Origin of the sequence: Paenibacillus andongensis (assembly GCF_025369935.1) — a bacterium.
In the GTDB taxonomy this organism is placed as follows: Bacteria; Bacillota; Bacilli; order Paenibacillales; family NBRC-103111; genus Paenibacillus_E; species Paenibacillus_E andongensis.
The window spans coordinates 882,716-902,476 of record NZ_CP104467.1 but is presented as its reverse complement, the minus strand read 5'-3'; the positions used below and the strand labels follow the sequence as shown (position 1 = coordinate 902,476).

Below are 19,761 nucleotides of genomic sequence, written 5' to 3'. Positions count from 1 at the left end.
GCATACGTCATCATATGCAGGGTCTCGCAAATAGGGCATTGTCTATATAAATTGGGCTCATTTAACTTATTTTGTTAAAAACCCGGTTGTTTCGAACATAAATCCAGTCTCCTACTTTCGCAATAATGGGTTTCTCCCGTACACGATGCTGAAATTCTGCGAAGTAAGAGAAATCCGGATGAACATAACGATCTGTCAGAAATGCCGATTGTGTACTGCCAAGCATTCTGTTGTTATTCAGGACTTTAATGACTTCTTCCCCAGAAATAATTCCGAGGCCATGTCCATGTCCATAAAAAAGGTCGTTTTCCATCAGGACGACGTTTTCTCCTTTCCACCAGGGTACCGTGGGTACAAAGTCGGGGTTCTCAAAATAGAGCACATCACCAATCACAGCTTCCTCCTTGTATGTCCGGTCGATTAGGTGCAATTTGCTGTTGGAATGCCAATCAAATAATAAAAGGTCCGCGAACAATATATCGAATTGTCTAGGATCTATGGATTCTAATAGGGCTTTGTACAAGACGACGACAACAGCCATTGAGCATTCGAATGCGTAAGAGCTGCCATTTGTAAATATATCCCGTATCGCATCTTGTGGAGCACATCCGCTATTCAGCTGGAACCTTCCTTGATTAGTTAAGTGCCAATACATCGGGTTACATAGCGTTTTTTTGAAATCTGCAAAATAGACACGAGCTTTACTCAGCTCTTTCGCGGACTCCGCAATCTGTGTTCGCATGTACAGTTCAAACAACAGGGTATAAACGGAATCATACCGATACTCAATAGGGCTGCTCTGCTTCTTTTGATAAATGGTTAGTTCTAACTCAGACAGCGTACCTTCTCCAAAGGCTATTTGGCTGGTACCTTCGATTAAGATCATGGACTTCTCCTCATTATGAAAGATCTACAAGCGTGATTCACCTATTTTTATATGTGGAATTTCGAAGTTATGTGAATGCGTAACTTTTCCTGTCTTGGGATAAACACCTTTCATATATTTTCATGCAGTAGGGTTCAATATGTGAGTTCTAACGGATTATCCCGTTTAAAAATGGCTAAGAAGCAAAAGAACCCGAACGATTTGTGTAATCGTTCGGGTTCTTTAGTAGATGGGAATGTTCTGTTAATTTTCAATAATTTTGTAATCCAGACTACAGATTTATGTCTAATTTTTACAATATAATACTTATATCTAATATATAGATTGTAAGGAAGACTAGTCGCGCTTCAGGACAGTCACTATTTTGTTTTCAATACTAATAACTTGCTCTTCTTGAATTTCCTGTAGCAATTTGGATACTGATTCACGAATAGCGCCTACCATGTTCGCTAATTGTTGATGTGTCAGCTTAAAGGGAATGATAATTCCCTTTTGAGAGTGGACACCGTGCTCCTCTGCAAGACGCATAATAATCTTTATTAGACGAGACTTTAAATCACGGAAAGTCAAATCATAAATTTGATCATTCGCATTACGAAGACGTTCCATAGTTTCTTCCAGAAGCTTGATACTCATTTTAGGGTTGTTCTCTAAAAAATGAAGAAAGTCTGTTCGCTTTAAGGAATAAATAATGCCGCTTTCTATTACCTCCGCGGTTGCTGATCGGGTCAAGCCTTTTTGCATCATTGCCATTTCACCAAAATAATCGCCTTTTCTTAATAACGCTAAGGTTATTTCTCTCACTTCATCCATACGAAAAATTTTAACCACACCGGATTTTATAAGATAGCATTCTTCCCCTAGGTCACCTTCCAAAAACAGAATGTTGCCTTTGGTGAACCGTCGTTCCTTAAAAAGGGGTGCAAGTAATTCAATATCCTTTTGTTCGTATCCTTCAAAGAAATACACATTTTGAATTAGTTTTTCAAAGGTTTTCATATCTTAATTCATCTCTTTCTTTATTAAGTCTAACATTGATAGCAGTAGATAGAGCAAGAAATCAAATTTGGGAGCTATGAATTCGAATCTTTATCTGGGCACTTTGATTCGTTGGAGCTGTTAGTGCAACCGACCATCTTCTTTAGGAGATGGTCTATTCTATTTTAATTTCGGGGGGTTGTGGTATGAAAAAAATGGAAATAAACATTGAAATGGTTATTAAGCAACTTGGAATTGAGAAAAAACAATTTGAGTGTTGGAAAAAGAAAAATATAACACTCCATAAAAAAGAAGAGTACTAAATTAAAGCACCTTATAAATAGTAATAATATACCATTTACCATCGAATGTCTCTCATTTTGGCTATAAAATTCGCTTGAAATCGTGCATAAAATCCTATCACCGTCTCTTCGTTTTCTTAAGCAACAAAAAAACCTCCGCCGCTTGATCCGGGGAGGCTGAGCTTAATAACTAGTTAGAATCTAGATTTTAATTAAAGAAATTGCTAGCTCGTTAGTATACGCGTGCTCCTTTATGCTGTGGCAGCCCTTGTGATCCGAGAGAGATGCTAAAATAAATCATCGAGAACCCGCGCCGAAGCCTCCCTATCCGCCTTCAAAAAGTATTCATGTCTGCCGAATTTCGATAGCGCCTCATGGTCGGGCAGCCATACCCATTCGTCGATTTCGGTCTGGCAGCGGTGGGCCCGAAACGCGGCGAGCTTTGCTTCCAGATGATCATGCACGTCGATTTTGATGACCTCTTTACGGGAATACCCGTACCGCTCCGGACGCTCCATCGCGCCTCCGAATGTAATGAAATATAAAGCGCCCCGATGTCCAGTTCGCCCAAAAGCAGCCGTCGTCGCTTTTCCAATTGCGCAATGATCTGGGTGCCCACCCAGCTTTTCGTGAAACGTAAGCACGACATCGGGATCCACTTCGTTAATGAGAGTCGCAATCCGTGCTGTCAGGCTATCCTCATCGACAAACTCAACTGTCTTGTCGCGGATATCCAAAAATAGGAGCTGCCGGATGCCCAGGCTCTCGCAAGCCTGCCGTAGTTCCATTTCGCGGGCAGCCGCCATCGATTCCCGGTTGAGATAGGGTGGATTACCCATGCGTCGTCCCATTTCACCTCGAGTGGCGCTCACCAGCGTAATGTCGATCCCCTCGCTGGCGTATTTGGCAAGAGTACCTCCACAAATAAACGACTCGTCGTCAGGATGTGCAAACACCGCGAGGAGCTTTTTGCCTTTATCGATATTGTTCATTCTGGAAACGGCTCCTTTCCCAAGTGCAGAGCAACATTCATCCGACCTCTGTCATCATATCCGGCCAGCAAGAGACGACCATTTCCATCTACCTCATAATGCGTCAGCGCCTCCATTCGCAGCCAGCCATGTCCATCGAATCGCAGAGCGGCACGAAAAGGGCCTTCCCCCGCTATAAAGACATGAGTAACCTTGACCTTAAAATTGCGAACGAAGACAAATGAAGTCGCTTCGCTGTGGATATATGCGTCAGTCCCGACGAAGGCCTGAAGCTCGGCTTCTACTTTCGACCTGATTATTTTGATCATCGTGTTTGGCTCTCTTTTCTGAAAGGATTTAAATTGCTAATAATCGTATCACAAAATTAGCATCTTTTAGCCCAATATTCAAACGCCCCCCTGCCGCGGACATAAGAAAAATATCCCTACATCACTATTCACGATGATGTAGGGATACTATTTTGCAAAGACTATTTCATTGCTCGATTGCGCTACCAAATACGGGTTATGTTCGCATTAGAAATTAAGGAATTGTCCACGACTACTCTCATTGATTAAATATCTGATAATTCGTTTCACTACATAATTTGCAGCTTCTTCGGTTGAAAACTTGCTTAAATCGACTTCGATTTCCGGGTTCCCAGGTGTATCATTTGTGCCCCGGCTGCCTGGAAGAGGTCTGTTTACATAAACTTCAATATATTCTTTGCCAATGATGTCTCGCGCGGTTTCTCGGTCGTCTTCGATAGGGGAATTATTCGATACCAATGCAATAAGTCCAGCATCGTTCATTAATTTAGCAACTTCTGCTAATCGCTGCAACGATTCTCCCTGGCCATTCCCCAGTAACATGGTATGGTGGCCTGTCGATACCAAACGTTTTTCGACTTCCTTCGCAAGCGTTGATTTATCCGAAACCGCACCGGTGAACCAGAGGGTTAATGGATTCTGTCCTTTTTGCTGGGCACGAACATCTCTGGTGATTTCCGCATCTAGCTGTACAGAGCTGTCAGAGCTTAGAAGGGCTTGGTCAATCACTCCGCAAGCGGATGTCATATTGGTTACACGATCGATCAGAATAAATCCGCCAATGCTTTTATTATGTTCAAAGGAATCAAAAACGATGTCGTCCGATAATGAAAATTCACATTTTGCCACTTCATTTTTGACAAGATGATCGGCTGAGACAGTGTTGCCTGTATTAATATCGATTTTATGTTTAATTGCCGTCACGGTACCTGGCAGGACTTTCGTTCCTACTTTGACCAGATAATTCTTGCCTGGCGTCAGTACGGAATCATCCATCCAAAGAATCGTAGCGGAGAAACGATCCGCCTCTTTGATTTGACTGTCCTTCGTAAATACACAGCCCCGCGAAACGTCAACTTCCCGATCCAATTGAATGGTTACGGGTTGTCCAGCAAAGGCTGAATCCCTATCTTGGTCTGTCACTAAGATACGTTTGACTTTCGCTTTTTCACGACTAGGTAGAGTCGTCAACTCATCGCCAACCGCGATGCTCCCAGCCTCAATCTGGCCTTGGAAACCGCGGAACGTATGGTCCGGTCGACATACACGCTGAATCGGCATCATAAATTGCTTTGAGTCGTCGTTTTGATGAACGTCCACATTTTCCAAATACGGCAGCAAAGCAAGCCCCTCGTACCACGACGTATTTAGTGATTTTTTCGTAATGTTATCCCCTTCTGTAGCAGAAACAGGAATCACCTGAATGCTTTCAAAGTGAAACTCAGCGGTCAATTGCGAGAACTCTTGTTTGATCGCTTCAAATCTCGTAGGATCAAAACCTACTAAATCCATTTTGTTCACAGCTAAAACAAGATGTTTAATGCCCATGAGTGCGCAAATCCGAGTATGGCGCTTGGTTTGAGTAATAACGCCTTTCTTTGCGTCCACAAGAATGATGGCAAGATCGGCAAAAGATGCCCCTACAGCCATGTTACGTGTATACTCTTCGTGCCCCGGCGTATCCGCTACGATGAAGGAGCGGTGATCCGTCGTAAAATACCGATAAGCCACATCAATCGTAATCCCTTGTTCACGCTCGGCCAGCAACCCGTCAAGAAGCAAGGAATAGTCAATTTTGCCGCCGCGGCTGCCAAGTCTGCTGTCCAGCTCCAACGCTCTTTCCTGGTCAGCGAACAAAAGCTTAGCCTCATAAAGCATATGTCCAATTAAGGTGGATTTCCCGTCGTCTACACTTCCGCAAGTGATAAATTTAAGCAGACTTTTCATTTTAGAAATAACCCTCCCGTTTACGTCTTTCCATGCTTCCCGCCGCTTCTTGGTCAATAACTCGAGTTGTCCGTTCGGATGAAACCGCACCAAGCGTTTCTTCGATAATGGCATCTATCGTATCCGCCTCCGACTCAGCTCCGCCAGTAAGAGGATAGCAGCCTAATGTGCGAAACCGCATCTTCTTCATTTCAACTTTTTCATGAGGTTCGAGTCTCAAGCGATCATCATCCACCATGACCATATGTCCATCGCGATTGACGACGGGTCTTTCTTTTGCAAAATAGAGAGGTACAATATCAATGTTTTCTCTGCGAATGTATTGCCAAATATCTTTTTCTGTCCAATTGGATATTGGGAAGACGCGGATGCTTTCTCCTTTATTAATTCTTGTGTTGAAAAGTTTCCACATTTCCGGCCGTTGGTTTTTCGGATCCCACGCATGGTTTTTATTCCGGAACGAGAAAATCCGCTCTTTCGCGCGCGACTTCTCCTCATCACGTCTTCCGCCGCCAAAAGCAGCCGTAAATCCGTATTTGTCCAATCCCTGCTTCAGAGCTTGGGTTTTCATAATATCCGTATACGCGGAACCATGATCCATTGGGTTGATCCCTTGCTCAATCCCTTCCTGATTGGAGTGAACAATCATCTTGATCCCGAATTCTTTTGCTTTGCGATCGCGGAATTCGATCATTTCTTTAAACTTCCACGTTGTATCAATATGCATGAAAGGAAATGGCGGCTTCTCAGGATAAAAAGCCTTCAGCGCCAAATGCAGCATCACCGAGCTATCCTTCCCGATCGAATACAGCATCACGGGATTTTCACATTCCGCCGCTACTTCTCGTATAATATAAATCGCTTCAGCCTCGAGTTGATCCAGATGCGTCATTTCTTGTATGGAATCAAGCATCATTTTTTCCATGGAAAGGTGCCTCCTTTTAATTCTCACTAAGTCTATCGTATTTCTTTATATCCTATCAGATTCTGGCTTTTATGCAAAGTGGAATAAAGTGAAATTCTCTATATTTCTAACATTTCCCTCGAAAAATGTCGCATTTTTTCGAAAAGCGGCACTCTTTAGCAAAATAATCACTGAAAGTTTACTTCGTCACGCCTGAACAGCGGATTCTTCACGTTGGAAAAAGGATTCAGAAAGGCATGTAGAATCGAACCCCTGTTCATTTATCCATGCGAGCATTAAACATTCTACTCATAATAAATTAAAGTTTCTTTACAATAAATATTGGGGACGCAACATTTCGCGTCCCCAATTAGTCAAAACCCTATTAATCTTTTACTTTAAATAACCCGCTCCGAAGTTTTTAAACGTGTTGCACCCCTTTAAGCTGTTCCAAAATATGCGGATCTTTGATTTTCGTATCTTGTGCGAGCATCACTATTTTGGACAGTATCTCTGATGTTTTTGGGTCTTCATCCATAAACGGAAGAAATAACTTGCCACGATGTTGGGAATGGACAGGCAAGATATACAGAGTGCCGGCAGCTTGCTTCTGTACTGTTCCGCTCCCTAGATGAACCCCGTATTCTCCAAGCGTTCCGGTAATTCGGGCGAAGTTTCCTTCCAAGCGTACGTTGGTAATCTTCATGAGCCTCAAAGATTCAATGACGATTGCTTTTCGAAGTTCAATCGTTGTTAGGCTCGCTTCAGGATCAACACCGCCAGCGTGTGCTATACTCACGACCAGATCCACATCCCGCATAATTTCCGAGAAGATAATGCCAGGAATGCTGCTGATTTCAAGCGGCTTATATGTTTTGCGATCCATGAAAGAGACAGTCTCAAGGGTAGGCGCCTCGATATCTGAAGGTGAGAACCAGTCCGCTAAGGCATATACCTGTGCAATGATATTCTCTTTATGGAATACCTTCTGCAATCCCTCTTCGTAGCTGACTGTCCAAAGCCTAGTTTTCAGCAGAGCGGCAGCCCGCTTTGGCTGAATTTGATGGCCGGCGTACCGTCTCGTAACTGAACCGTTCTCCAACTCGTCTTTATTTGGCAAATACAGCTCTCTGAATACTTGTTTGAACGGCTGTTTCAACTGCCGATCGAAAAGAGACTTCTGGTACAGGCTCCACTCTCCGCTTTTATACAGATGGAATGGGTGCGCAATGCAAAGAATATCTTCAGTGGACAAAGGGTAAGCTCCACCGCCAGTCGCGTCGACTAAATGACCGTCTTCATAGAACCCGAGTCTATCTCCGGTTTTAAAGACAAGTGTTCGAAGAAGAGGAGCGATTGTAGGATTCTTCAACAAACTCGAAAGCTCTTTAAGTGTAAAGGTGCTCTCCGATTCCATACATTTCTCAAATTCGCTCTTCGCCCGCTTATATTGATCCCTTAAGCTAGTGACCGTTTCTTTCAAGGAAACAATATAAGGGTGCTTGTTGTACTTGGAGGGCAAGGATTTCAGTATCTTGCCTTGCTTGGCTACCTCAATGTCTGCTCGGCCGGACTCATCGATAACAAGCTTCACTTCCATATCATCAATCACCATCGGCTCGAGTAGATGAAGTATCTCTTCCATTTTCCGTGCTTCCATATCCCATTTGAGCCGAATCACATCTTGGTACCCTGCGTTTCGAGACAAATTATCGAGTGCAATGATCGCAGCTTTTGCTTCGCTGGCACTGCGCTGCGCACCGAATTTCTTGCTCTCTTTGAGAAATTGCTGAATATATTCATATCTTCCGAGCACATCCCGGTCGCGATCTTGGCCAATCGGAATTAAGCTGTAACTAAGCAGATGGTCTTTATTCCGCTTGGCCTCCACAGAAGCCCGGATTTCATTCAGGTCCAGTTTGCCAAGAACAGCATCCGCGAACAACTGGGACCTACGGTGATTGGCTCCTGCGGAAATATATTTGGCACATTGATACAGCACGTTGAATCGCTTCTCGCCTAATTCCTGATAAGCATCCTTGAACCAATGGATATCGAATGCCCCATCGTTGAATTCCGCAGGCGAGATCGGTGAATAGTGGGCGACTATCGTTTCTTTCTCTGCGGAGAAGCTATCATTGACGTGGGCATGAAAGTACCACGCGGCGCTTCGAAGTCCGTTCCACTTCAAATGCTCGGATACAAGCTCGATCCATTGCGGAGCGTACATCGCTGCCTCCAGCAGCCGCTTATCGGAAATGCTTTTCCCTTTCAGCATTTCTGCGAGCTTCTGAGCATCGTCGCCTTCTTTCGGATGACAGACGCGAAGAAGATGGCTAAGAGCCTCCTTCTTGGTCCGATTGCCGTAAATATAACCACGCACAAACGCATCCTGGTCGAGGCCAGATAAAATGGCTATGAAGTATTCGATCCCCTCATAATAGCTTATACCCATCGCGAGGTCGGATACGTCCGTTGGTAAATCACCACGATTCAGTTCCAATTCCAGAATTACGGAGAGTACTTTCTCCTTAAACCTATGTATCGAGGAATTTTCCTTCACAAAGTCGATCCTCTTCTCGGTGATCGTTCTGATGTGCTGCTGGCTCCTTCGTTTTCGAGTCATGAGTTCTCTATAAAGTTCATCATCATCAATGAGGCCCAAATCATGTGCTCGGACAAACTCTTTGAGCTCCGGGTGAAAATCTTCATAATGAGTAAGCCTATCGAGATTCAGCGTCATCGCGAAATACTCAAGAAATGAATGATCGTCATAGGTGAGACTGCCAGACCAGGAGCTCCATGGTGACGTAAGGCTAGACCACGCTTTCGAGTTTTCCTCCAGCTCCATCCTTTGCAAAGCTCCGATGATTTTATTTAGGATCTTGCTGGACATAGAGAACCGTTCTTCCTTATCACTGTCATGGAAGTAGGCAAATAGGATTTGCCGAACTTGCTGGAGATACGGCAGGTTAGGGATAAATTCAAAGAAAGCATGAATCGTTTCCATTGGATACAGTTCCGATATAAATTCCTTCCCCCATTCTCCCAATGGCTTATACCGATTCATTTCCCAGCTTATCAGTTTATCCGTAACGTACTTATAAAGGGGTTCCGAAGTGAAATAAAAAGCAATCTGAGTGAGCTCTTGAGGCGTACATTCGCTCTCTTGTAGGTAGTGCTCCCATACTTCCGCTAGCGGATAACCTTCCAAGTATGTCTTTTCACGCTCTTGCTTCTGGTATCCCTTTAGACGATCCAACCTTGCTCCCAGCAGATGGTTCTCCTTACTGCCTGCATACCCTTCGACTGTATATTCATAGTCCCGATTTGTATGGATCAAATCCGATAAGCCTTGTAGAAACGCTTTGATCTTTGCGATCGACATCTCAAAGAAGTCTTTTACGCGGACATCTGGATAGTCCGGAAGCTTGTGGAGGTCCTGTTCCCTATTTAGATCGAATAAACCGAAACCGTTATGGAGGCCCTTCTGCTCCTCTTGATGCAAGCGATCTACCAGTAAACGCTCTTTATCAGATGGCTCCTTAATGGACGCAACGTGATGCTTCACCCGCTCAAACTGGGTAACTCGCTGATCATCTTCCTTCAACACACAGAGCATCTCCAAAGCGCCTAAACGCTGCAGCTCCACTGGACTCTCGAGAAGCATTTCAATGGAATGGTCAAGCTGATCTAAGTCCTGCTTTAGCAGAATCTTGATGGCGCTTTGCCGAAGCGCGCCGGTCTTTAGTTTTAAAAGACCTTGAATCATTTCGGCATCCAGCGGAGTAATCTTCATTTCGTTAATTCTAGTTAACGCCGCTTCACGATTGGATATACTTTTATCGGATAAGGAGTCCAAAAGAAACTGTCTCTGCACCGGATTGGTTACATCGCTCGTAAAGGACCGGATCAAAGCATTACGTAGGTCGGGACTGACCCGATCCTTAAGGGCTATAACCTGAGCGGTCAAATCAGAGTCCAGATCATAAGCCGTGAGATACAGCATCTTATTGGCGATTGCATCGGTGGAGTGGGAATATGTCATCCAGTCAAAAACTTTCGACTTTTCCACCACCTCCTGCTTCGGCATGTGGACCAGCATCGTTTTAAATAGCTCGAATTGCCGGACCCTCTCCTCTTTCCTTTCTAGTATGGCGACTCGTTCGACGATAGGTTTGTTTTTTATGGTTTCATAATCCGGATGAGCTCGCCAAATGCTTGACCACTTATACACGTAATTGGCAATGACAAGCGACTGCAGCTCCAAGTCGGATTGCGCTATATAGGGAACGGAAAGGGAAAAACGCAGTTCGTTATTTTGACTTTGTGCCAGGAAATATTGAACTGTGATTTTTTGGTACGTTGCGCCATTTTCCATAATGTGCTTGATTAGGTCATGGAGTCGATCCTCTTCTCTAGCGGCCGTAGCCCATAGGGAGAAATACAGCTTATGAACATCATTACTTCCCGACCACTCATGACAAAGATCGTCATCGTTCAAACACGTGTGCGCATACTCGATGCATTGCTTGACGACCCTGGTATTAGCCGCTTCAAGCGCAAGGCCCGTCCATACATCCAGTGCACGAATGACGGAGCTGTAACGGATGAAATCATTGTCGATAATGACCTTAAGTAAATACGTCAAGGCTTCAATCGTGCCCTCGTCCATGGATTCGACGATACTTTGGCGCAAGCCCTCCTGCAGTCGCGCAGCGATCAGCATCTGGCTGAGCATTTGATGAGCCTCTTCTTGATGGCAGAAGAAGATGCCTCGAATCATAGCCCGATTCAGTAGAGCAGTGTTGTTATCTCCAAATAAAATCTCCTTAAGGGCATCAAACACTTTACGATTGTTTTGATCTAGTTCAAAAGCAAGCATATAGGAAACCATCGAACTGTCAATTTGGTTGATTGGTGTCGTGAGGTACTCTATGAGCGAAAAGTTGGTCCTAGTGAGATCGTATAGAGCAAACAGCTTACGAACCATATTTTCTACATGAACACGAGGGTTCTTCGTACGATATGGCCTGCGTACATACCCAGTGCTGTAGGGGTACTCAGTTATATGTATGGATAAATACCGCATGATTTCAGCCGGATACTCACCAGCCTTTTGTTTGAGGATAGAAACGAAAGGGGCAAAATAAGAATCCCCCGTTTCTTGCGCATAAATTTGATCGAGAAGTGCACCGATCTCTTGATAGGTCATGCGTCTTTCTCGAGGCGCCTTATCCAATTTCTCAAATATCATTAGTTCCAGTTGCTTGGTTGTTTCGTCTTCCCGTTGAAAAAATAGCAATTAGGTTCCCTCCATTACCAAAGTCGGCCGGCTAACATCGTAAATTTAATAAATGTAATGTCATCCCCATCCTGAATGTCTATCCTTGAACTCAGATCGGAGACTTCCTCTTCGCGTAAAAACACCCGGTACAACCCATCCTCGTAGGCTAAAAGCGCAGTTTGAATGGATTCTTCTTCGTTCGCCTGTCTATCATCATACTTTGAGCCGAACCCCACTTTCCCTTCAATTCCTTTAGCGTTAATTTCTTCTTCAGTTAAAAATGCTAAGAGTTGGCTCTCCTCAGTCCGTTCATTATATTCTCGTACATGGTGAGCGACAATTTCAGTAATTAACTCCCTGAGAGTACATGGTACAGATGCGAGGATGTATTCCTTCTTCATCAAGAAAGGCTTTCTCTTACCGACACTTTTTACGGTAAAATAAATTCTCATTGCAGCTCCGTTTCTACCTAGATATATGGCATATTGACTATTTAAACTAATATATAAAGTCTAGGAACCCTTAATACCTTTTTAAACACCAACTCTAATGACTTCGCCGGAAGGAAGAATTTCCCTCTGACTTTGTCGAAATTTAATAAAAGCCTCAATTCATTCTCCCGACTTTTTTAAAAATTGATGAAAAAAACAGGTGTGGTGTAACCCTTCATCGGCCACTCGGGCCATTACACCGAGACGAAACAAAGACACCCGGTATCCGCCGTCGAATAAGGCCAACCCAATCACATTCGTTCACTCTCCCGCACGTTATTCTACAACACAAAAAAGGCACCACGGAGGGTGCCTGCTGTTAATCGATTATTTGATCATTCACCGACGTCGGAAACGCTTCTTCCAGACTTGCTAGGTTATCCTGCTGACTGCCCGCTAGTTCCTTAGTCGCTCTTTTATTATCCCCCTACCCACTAGCTGGTGAAGCGATTTGTTTTAAACCGTTTATAGACCCTATTCGATAGCCCTCCATCCTACTCCACTCCAATCCCCAAAACCTCACTACCCAAATCCAAATGCTCCCGATCCAGCGTCACCTTAACTTTACCCACACGCCGCTTCTCTCGCCATTCCTGCAGCTCCTCCTACTGCGTTTCATAAAAGCTCGGTGTACACACATCACCCGAACTCCAACTAATTTTAGCCCCATTCAAAAGAGACCACCAATTAAGGCAGTCTCATATTTGTTCTATGTAACTGATTGATTTTAAATTAATAAGCACATACATGCACCGTATGCGAGTCAATTCGGCCTTCGGCTAGAACCTGTTTCAATCCGCCTGAAGCCTTGATTTTACAGGATTCTTCGACTCTACTATCGGCTCTAGTAGGCAGCTTATAGTGGGTTACTGCTACACTTTATAACCAGTTTAACACCAATTTTCCACCAATATTTTGCAATAGAGGAGCAATAATTTGCCCTTTATGCCACTTCCAAACTACCCTATCCTAAGATATAAGGATAGGGTTTTATCAGATAAAAAATCACTTTACTGCTCCAATATATCTTTGCAAACTATCCTCTACACACCCAGCAATTAACTGAATGAATCGTTTTACATCATGGCCTATACTTGCTAATTCTAAAGTTTCATAATATCTCAAACGAGGATCGTTTGCGGCTTTTACAATTACCGGTGAAAATCCGTATTTCATTAAAACTAGATTCAATAACCGGAACCACTCCTGTTTGACTTACAGTTCTCCATAATTCCAAACATCAATCTTAATCGGAGTAGCTGCGTTTTGATGATCTGATTTGGAAGAAACTAGCTTTAAAAATCTTTTAAGAAAATAGTCACCACTATAGTGTGTTCCTTTGGAATCAAGAAGCCAAGCAATAATGTCGAAATGTCTATTTTCCGCTTCTGCTATACCTGCAACTTAAACAAATTGAACTCCGCCTGGATCTCCTCCAAATCATGCATCGAAACAGCCAAGGAGAATGGATTGAATCCCTTTGTCTATTTGACCTATGTGTTTGAGATATTACCTCAGCTGGCAAACCCAAACGATAAGGAAGCGCTCGATAAACTGCTTCCTTGGTCTTCAGACACTGCCCTTGACCTGCCGTGTATTTAATACATAGCGTAAAATAGCCCCTATCCTTTAACAACAAGGTGGGGACTAGTTTACGCTTACTAAAAAGACACCTCTTCACTAGAATCTCCAAATCTTGTAAAAGGATGCCCAATCTAGTAAATGATAAACCAAAAAATATTACTAGCTTTTTTGATCTGTAATGCGTTTAAGCTTATTCAGTGAGCTTTTCAAAGAATCCAGCTCTAATGAATCAGATCCTTTACTGTCCAAAATTGCCTCACTCCAAAATTTCATGGAGCCAAGTGTAATCTCAATATCTCTTATATTCTCATAATCATTTGATTTGCTAAAAAACGCATCACTTGATGCTTTTTTTACTGTACTTCCCCATTTTTTATTGAAGGTAATACAAGTATTTGCTAAATCTGCTGCTTTAATATCGATATTAATAACCAACAAATCAGAATTCAAATCAGATATCCACGTCGTTGAAACAGGTGCATTTGTTTGCACTGTAGTACCACTGACGACATCTGGTATCTTTTTCTTCTGTTCTTCATTTAAATTACTTCCTGAAACAGATTGGGACAAATCTTGATTCACTTTTGATAAATCTGACGAACTGCTTCTAGTTGTTGGACTATTCGTTGCCAAATTACTACTCGAATCATTCGAAACACTCAAATCGGCTTTAGACTTGTTAATTGGGATCATGAACATGATTACAAAAACAATGATGATTAAAAGGATCGCAAATAAACCGACTTTATTTGTACTTACATGTTGATTTTTAGTTATTGTCATTTCACGCCTAATTCTAAGTAAACTTACCAAACTCAAAGCAGTTTTTTCGGCAATATGTAACTTCCTTGTTAATTGCTCATCATTAGAGAGACTACTAATGATCTCGGTTAGAAATCGAATTTTTTCGGCGATATCATTCTCGCAGTCGGTAATCTGATCATTGCCGCATCCGAAGTCCGTCTCGCTTTTCAGTTGTTCCTCAAGCCTTTTGATTCTCTCTTGCATCTTATTCACATCAGCATTATTTCTCATTGTTCTTCTGGCTTCATTCATAGATCCGCTGATCACTAGCATTTTAAAGTAAGGTTCTTTGCCACGAAGAATAGCACCTAGAGCATTCGGCTCCTTTTTCTTTTGTAATTGTTTCCCTACAAAAAACAAAGAAGTAACAAAAGCCACAAATATCAGATAAAATAGGGCTCTAAAAACTAACATTTTCTTACTCAACAGCGAACTTAGGTTATTGACACTCAACATTTTATCAAAATTACCTGCGAGCAAATCGTTCAGCGGGATCAGCTTTCCGATCGCCTGAGGAACAACAGCAAAAAACAGGATAATGCCAATAAGGCCAATGATAACGGGGGCCAAATAAATCGCCCATATGAAATCCTTCTTTTCAATTGGTGCAGTATATTCACGATATATTTTTTCCGTTGGTCTCGACAAAGGATCATCAGGCATCGTAAATAGGTTCTCTCGAGCTTGAGACTCAGCTCCAGCTGCCACATTTTGTGTTGAATAAATTGGAGTGGCGCCTACGGACTTGAACAGATCCTTGTTATTAATATGATCAATAGTATTTGTATATTTATCGCCTAAAATTTGTTTCCCTGATGCATTTCCCAACACATTGGCACCGATTGTTTGATCATAATCTTTGGAACTCGCATCTCGAAAACCCATGCTATTGGGACGTTTCGTTTGGTGGTTAGCTGTGGCTACAACAATATGCTTATTGATAACTCGTTCAAGCTCTTCCCTTGGCAAACGATGCTTAATTTCTACTAGTGCATCTGAGAATTCCTTCGCATTCTTAAACCTATTTTCCTTCGAAGAAATAGCTTTAACAAGAGTGTCACCCAGTTCATTTCGCGCGTTTGCCGGGCGATCCGGAATTTCACCTAATAAGCGTCTTCCGATCGCGCGATCAACGTCATCCATTTCATAAGTCGCTGGATAATCAGGCAGAAATGGTAGTCTAGAATAATTCAATAATTTATACAAAACAATGCCAAGTGAATACAAATCAACAATATGACTGTACTCTTCTTGGCCGGAGTAAACTTCAGGCGCGATAAAGGCAGGGGTTCCTTTCACTGAAGCAGCTCTTGATGTATCCTTCAAAACTTTGGCGATTCCGAAATCACCAAGTTTACATTTTCCATCTTTATTTACAAATATATTATCATCCTTAATATCTCTATGAATAATATGATTGGAATGGCAGAGATCTAGAGCCGAAAGAATATCAATTCCCAAATCTAGAATATCCATAACTTTCATCTCATGGGTTCTTGCATAGGCTGTCAGCGGAGTCAAATACTCCATTCGTATATAAATATCATATCTCAAGGGGCTTTCCTGTTTAACAATTTCATTATCATAGTAGATAACGACGTGATTACTATTTTTCTCTGACAATGAACTTAAAATATTAATTTCGTGAATGATGTCGGTAAGCACCGATGTAAAATAGTTATCCGCCTTGGAATAATCCCCCCCCATAGAACTCAGTACATCGTTGTACTGCATTTCTGTCGGAATCGTAATATGCTTCATTGCATAAATAAACTCACCACTCACATTGGTCTTTGACACTTTATAAACGGTGCCGAAGCCACCGGAGCCAATTTGCTCTTCAACATGATAACCCAAAATCATTTGTCCTGTCAGATCCTTCGGATTCTCCATACTCACTTCCCCCTGCATGATTCGGATGATGGTGATATTTCAACTATCATTGCTGTTATATTATCGCTTCCTCCATGTCTGCCGTTCACGCCATCAAGCGCTGCTTTTACTAAGGTCTGTACAGCTTCTTTGATATTCCCGAATTTATAGAATTGACCTAGTATCATTTCAATCATCGAATCAAATACTACATCGCTCAAACCGTCGCTGCAAAGTAAAAACCACTCTCTTTGATGGATCGGGAAAATATCTGTTGCTTCTCCCTTTAATATAGCGAAATCGTCATTCATTCCGAGATAACGACTTAATGCTTTCCTAGACTTAAAGCTCTCCACTTCTTTAACCGTTAATAGTTTCAAATCCAATAGTCTTTGGCCCTCTGTATGATCTTTGGTCATTTGCAGAAGATTCTCTCCGTCGTACTTGTATACACGGCTATCGCCAATATTCACAGCGACCACACTATCATTTTTTAATATCAAAGAAGATAAGGTTGCTCCCATGCCATCTAAACCGGAATTTCGGTGAGCCTTGTTACATATTTCTCGATTCACTTGGTTCACATATTGTTGATAACGTTCAACTGAAGCCTCAATTTGCTCCGTATTTAATATATAATTTCTGGCATTATTTAAGTAAGCTACAGCAAGCAGGCTAGCAACCTCGCCCGCATTGTGTCCCCCCATACCATCACTAACAGCAAAAATACCCTTCGCAGCGTTATTTGCCGAATATTGCGCAGAAACAAATGACTCAGGATTCAAAGAGTTACCATTAATGATAATGGTTTTTTGCTGTTCTTCGGAGATATAAGATCCATTGTTCAGCAAGAAGTTGTCCTCATGATTCGAGCGAACTCGACCTATATGAGACATTACGGAAGTGTTAATTTGACACACTTTCCAGAATCGTTCCATATCCGCTTACCTCTATTGTTTGTCATATAATTGCTTTAGGTAGTCCATAAATGCAAATTCCTCTTCGTCTTGAAAACCTATAAAATATACTCTTTCGATCTGCTCATGATCAAATAAAAAAGATTGCTCAGGATTAATATTTCCTTCCGGATAAAGGCATGAGCAATAATCCCATGTTTTAGCATCCTGCCCAACTTCCTTTTGTACTCGACCAGTAATCATTACTCTTCTCGTACTATCCTTTAATAAGACAATTGAACCAATAGGCAATAAATCTTTCATGGTCATTTCCTCCTCATACTCGTACTTAAGTTTGATATCGGGAAAACAGAATCGCACACTATACACTGATATAATATTTGGACCTCATTGAGGTCGTATTCCTTATATGTGGTGTTTAAGATGGAGCTATTGTTCCTTTTCCCTATTCCAGCATATTCAGTCTTATAAACTCTTTTCAATTTCCCATTACATTTTAGACATTTTTTTCGGCATAGGAAAAAATAGATAATGTCTTTTAGCGTTAAGCTGACCTCGTAATAATTTCTTCTACCCTCTCCCAATTCATCAACTCCGGAATATTTACCTATTTTTTACCGATTTCTAATTCTAGCCCCGCACCAAATAATGCGGATGCACTTCCGCCTATCTTGAACTTTTGACGCTCGACATCAAATTGCGCCTCTCCCTCTACACCTACTGAGAGAGCATCACCTTTTAATTTAATTCCTATTTCATACCCAAGAATTTCAAATCCACCCTTCACCTCACCTGCAAAGGCGGATGCTTTCAATGAACCTTTGGCATCTAATTCAAGTTTTTGCAAATCAAATTCTATTCCCGCTTTTGCTTCTGCGGAGCCTACAGTTCCTTTGGCCTCACCGATAAGAGCAAGATCATCGTTGCCAACTTTCCCCTTCGCTTCTGCTTCAATCAGATCAACCTCTACGCCTCCCTCTAGTGTTAAATTAGGATTGAACTTACCTGTCTCCCATTTTTTAGTAGTCTCATTATAGTCCTTAGTCCACAATCCTGCATGCGCATCCCAATTTGCCTCTGTTTTCCCTACATAAGTATTTACTTCGCCTTCTGTAATCCCATATTTCCCGCTTGCCGAAGCCTTCCCTACATAGGCTTTTACAGATTTATCGTCAAGCTCATATCCCCCGGCATATATTCCTGTCTTCCCATTTTTTCCAATGTTCTCTTTCTTATATGCATGGTAACTATCGTTAGTATCCTTAGTTGTTGGAGAATTGTTTCCTAACAGATTCCTTCTTATTACTTCTTCTGACAATAACAGACTAGCTAGCCCAGGATTTGAAGATAACAAACCCAATTTCAATAGTGTAAGCCCATTACTTGTACCAAACCACTTTAGGATATCACTTACAATACTCTGATTTTGAGGAGTAACAACCGTAGGGTCTACGACCTTCTGAATCTCCGCCAGCTGCTCTTTGTCCAGCTTTTCATATTCCTGTAAAGCATGGACGAAGAAAGCGGCCAATTTATTCAGTACGTCGGCTTGCTTCTCAAGATCATTATTCAACGCGGCAATCGTTCGATCGATTCCAGCTGAGGAGCGGATATCCCAATCCATATTGCGTCCAGTCGAAATTAGATCGTCGTGGACTCTTCTTACATCGCCGCTAAGCTTTTTCGCTGTACCTTCAAAGCCTCTAAATCTGGATCTATCAACTACAATGAATGTCACCAGATCACCTCCTATGTAATTGCGCGTTGTACAAATGACAGAATTTGCATCTCTTTAACCACAGCGTCGCAGACATGCAAATTCTGTCTATTTGCATCCTGCTGCTTAGGTGTCGCTGCGTTGGCTTTCTGCAGCTTGGAGATTTTCTTGGTTCACCTTATCCCATTCCTCAGCTGCTTTCACTAAGAAATTGGCGTATTCGTTGATGGTATTGAAACGGTTGTCAAAATCATCCTTAAGGTCGTTAAATTTCTTAACCGTTGTTTCGGCAACGTCGCCTTCCCAAGAGGATCTTAGACGGTTGATTTCGTTCGTCATTTCTTCCGTGAACGTCTGGATCGACTTCGCGATCCCTTTCAGAGATTCCGCTTTGTCTCGCATTACCGTTGAATTCACTTTAATCGATGCCATGTTTAATCACCCTTTTTTATGAATTAGCGTCCTGAGTTTAAGTTGCTGGCAGCGTTTTTCAGCGCATCTTCCGTTTTTTCGATTTTATCCGCTGTTTTCACCAAGAAGTCCGAATAGCTCTTTAATACTGTGGCGAGCTCGTCGAAATCGTTGCGATATCCCTCGATCTGTCTATTGAATGCTTCGCTGGATTGTCCCTGCCAGTTTACCTTGAGATTAGCAATAACGTCGTTGTAAATCTTCGAATACTCCTGCACATACTTCCCTGTCTTGTCTTCAATCAACTTCGCAGAATTTCTTAAATCCGTTGTTTCCACTCGCATACTGTTGTTTGCCATTC

16 protein-coding genes, 1 pseudogene and 1 riboswitch are annotated in these 19,761 nt (G+C 42.3%); of the genes and pseudogenes, 1 reads left to right on the top strand and 16 read right to left on the bottom strand.

Translation table 11 applies throughout. The annotated features are described in order from the left end of the window. Positions 1 to 61: 61 nt before the first annotated feature. From tgl to NYR53_RS34385, 10 genes are all read right to left on the bottom strand, one after another. Entirely contained in the window at positions 62 to 886 is an 825-nt protein-coding gene (gene tgl / locus NYR53_RS03990; RefSeq protein ID WP_261304035.1) for a spore coat transglutaminase TGL, read from the bottom strand. A 336-nt stretch (positions 887 to 1,222) separates the two neighbouring features. Beyond that, a complete protein-coding gene (locus NYR53_RS03985) occupies positions 1,223 to 1,885 on the bottom strand; it encodes a Crp/Fnr family transcriptional regulator (RefSeq protein WP_261304034.1) in 663 nt (220 codons plus the stop codon). A 60-nt stretch (positions 1,886 to 1,945) separates the two neighbouring features. Continuing rightward, positions 1,946 to 2,029: riboswitch (cyclic di-GMP riboswitch) on the top strand. 424 nt (positions 2,030 to 2,453) lie between these two features. Further along, positions 2,454 to 3,158, bottom strand: coding sequence for a PIG-L family deacetylase (locus tag NYR53_RS03980; protein ID WP_261304033.1), 705 nt, complete (start codon positions 3,156 to 3,158; stop codon positions 2,454 to 2,456). Next, positions 3,155 to 3,466, bottom strand: coding sequence for a DUF1806 family protein (locus NYR53_RS03975; protein ID WP_056830839.1), 312 nt, complete (start codon positions 3,464 to 3,466; stop codon positions 3,155 to 3,157). The genes NYR53_RS03980 and NYR53_RS03975 overlap by 4 nt, the downstream gene beginning before the upstream one ends. A 207-nt stretch (positions 3,467 to 3,673) precedes the next feature. Beyond that, a complete protein-coding gene (locus NYR53_RS03970; RefSeq protein ID WP_261304032.1) occupies positions 3,674 to 5,413 on the bottom strand; it encodes a GTP-binding protein in 1,740 nt (579 codons plus the stop codon). A gap of 1 nt (position 5,414) precedes the next feature. Then, positions 5,415 to 6,338: a sulfate adenylyltransferase subunit CysD gene (gene cysD, locus NYR53_RS03965; protein WP_261304031.1), complete on the bottom strand. Its 924-nt coding sequence runs from the start codon at positions 6,336 to 6,338 to the stop codon at positions 5,415 to 5,417. 400 nt (positions 6,339 to 6,738) lie between these two features. Next, entirely contained in the window at positions 6,739 to 11,622 is a 4,884-nt protein-coding gene (locus tag NYR53_RS03960; protein ID WP_261304030.1) for a DUF4132 domain-containing protein, read from the bottom strand. A gap of 14 nt (positions 11,623 to 11,636) precedes the next feature. Then, positions 11,637 to 12,005, bottom strand: a complete 369-nt coding sequence (locus tag NYR53_RS03955) for a hypothetical protein (protein ID WP_261306274.1) — start codon at positions 12,003 to 12,005, stop codon at positions 11,637 to 11,639. A 1,095-nt stretch (positions 12,006 to 13,100) separates the two neighbouring features. Beyond that, complete coding sequence (locus tag NYR53_RS03950; protein ID WP_261304029.1) at positions 13,101 to 13,286, bottom strand: hypothetical protein; 186 nt, start codon at positions 13,284 to 13,286, stop codon at positions 13,101 to 13,103. Between the two features lie 24 nt (positions 13,287 to 13,310). Further along, positions 13,311 to 13,490 (bottom strand): PD-(D/E)XK nuclease family protein, encoded by a 180-nt coding sequence (locus tag NYR53_RS34385; RefSeq protein WP_367618659.1) that lies wholly within the window; start codon positions 13,488 to 13,490, stop codon positions 13,311 to 13,313. A gap of 45 nt (positions 13,491 to 13,535) precedes the next feature. Between NYR53_RS34385 and NYR53_RS03945 the strand changes: the two are divergent. Then, positions 13,536 to 13,704: pseudogene (locus NYR53_RS03945) on the top strand (transposase domain-containing protein); the annotation flags it as partial. Between the two features lie 134 nt (positions 13,705 to 13,838). On the opposite strand, the gene NYR53_RS03940 reads toward NYR53_RS03945, so the two are convergent. From NYR53_RS03940 to NYR53_RS03915, 6 genes are all read right to left on the bottom strand, one after another. Next, positions 13,839 to 16,376 (bottom strand): serine/threonine-protein kinase, encoded by a 2,538-nt coding sequence (locus NYR53_RS03940; protein WP_261304028.1) that lies wholly within the window; start codon positions 16,374 to 16,376, stop codon positions 13,839 to 13,841. 2 nt (positions 16,377 to 16,378) lie between these two features. Beyond that, positions 16,379 to 17,206: a PP2C family protein-serine/threonine phosphatase gene (locus NYR53_RS03935; RefSeq protein ID WP_261304027.1), complete on the bottom strand. Its 828-nt coding sequence runs from the start codon at positions 17,204 to 17,206 to the stop codon at positions 16,379 to 16,381. A gap of 99 nt (positions 17,207 to 17,305) precedes the next feature. Further along, positions 17,306 to 17,575 (bottom strand): DUF4176 domain-containing protein, encoded by a 270-nt coding sequence (locus NYR53_RS03930; RefSeq protein ID WP_261304026.1) that lies wholly within the window; start codon positions 17,573 to 17,575, stop codon positions 17,306 to 17,308. A gap of 304 nt (positions 17,576 to 17,879) precedes the next feature. After that, positions 17,880 to 19,010 (bottom strand): hypothetical protein, encoded by a 1,131-nt coding sequence (locus NYR53_RS03925; RefSeq protein WP_261304025.1) that lies wholly within the window; start codon positions 19,008 to 19,010, stop codon positions 17,880 to 17,882. Between the two features lie 105 nt (positions 19,011 to 19,115). Next, positions 19,116 to 19,421: a WXG100 family type VII secretion target gene (locus NYR53_RS03920; RefSeq protein WP_261304024.1), complete on the bottom strand. Its 306-nt coding sequence runs from the start codon at positions 19,419 to 19,421 to the stop codon at positions 19,116 to 19,118. Positions 19,422 to 19,444: 23 nt separating this feature from the next. After that, positions 19,445 to 19,759, bottom strand: a complete 315-nt coding sequence (locus tag NYR53_RS03915; RefSeq protein ID WP_261304023.1) for a WXG100 family type VII secretion target — start codon at positions 19,757 to 19,759, stop codon at positions 19,445 to 19,447. Positions 19,760 to 19,761 lie beyond the last annotated feature (2 nt).

Bases quoted from the DNA above. Each gene is read 5' to 3' on its own strand.
- NYR53_RS03975 (WP_056830839.1), bottom strand. From the start codon at position 3,466: ATGATCAAAATAATCAGGTCGAAAGTAGAAGCCGAGCTTCAGGCCTTC.
- NYR53_RS03940 (WP_261304028.1), bottom strand. From the start codon at position 16,376: ATGGAGAATCCGAAGGATCTGACAGGACAAATGATTTTGGGTTATCAT.
- NYR53_RS03920 (WP_261304024.1), bottom strand. From the start codon at position 19,421: ATGGCATCGATTAAAGTGAATTCAACGGTAATGCGAGACAAAGCGGAA.
- NYR53_RS03955 (WP_261306274.1), bottom strand. From the start codon at position 12,005: ATGAAGAAGGAATACATCCTCGCATCTGTACCATGTACTCTCAGGGAG.
- NYR53_RS03970 (WP_261304032.1), bottom strand. From the start codon at position 5,413: ATGAAAAGTCTGCTTAAATTTATCACTTGCGGAAGTGTAGACGACGGG.
- NYR53_RS03985 (WP_261304034.1), bottom strand. From the start codon at position 1,885: ATGAAAACCTTTGAAAAACTAATTCAAAATGTGTATTTCTTTGAAGGA.
- NYR53_RS03980 (WP_261304033.1), bottom strand. From the start codon at position 3,158: ATGAACAATATCGATAAAGGCAAAAAGCTCCTCGCGGTGTTTGCACAT.
- NYR53_RS03915 (WP_261304023.1), bottom strand. From the start codon at position 19,759: ATGGCAAACAACAGTATGCGAGTGGAAACAACGGATTTAAGAAATTCT.
- cysD (WP_261304031.1), bottom strand. From the start codon at position 6,338: ATGGAAAAAATGATGCTTGATTCCATACAAGAAATGACGCATCTGGAT.
- NYR53_RS03930 (WP_261304026.1), bottom strand. From the start codon at position 17,575: ATGAAAGATTTATTGCCTATTGGTTCAATTGTCTTATTAAAGGATAGT.
- tgl (WP_261304035.1), bottom strand. From the start codon at position 886: ATGATCTTAATCGAAGGTACCAGCCAAATAGCCTTTGGAGAAGGTACG.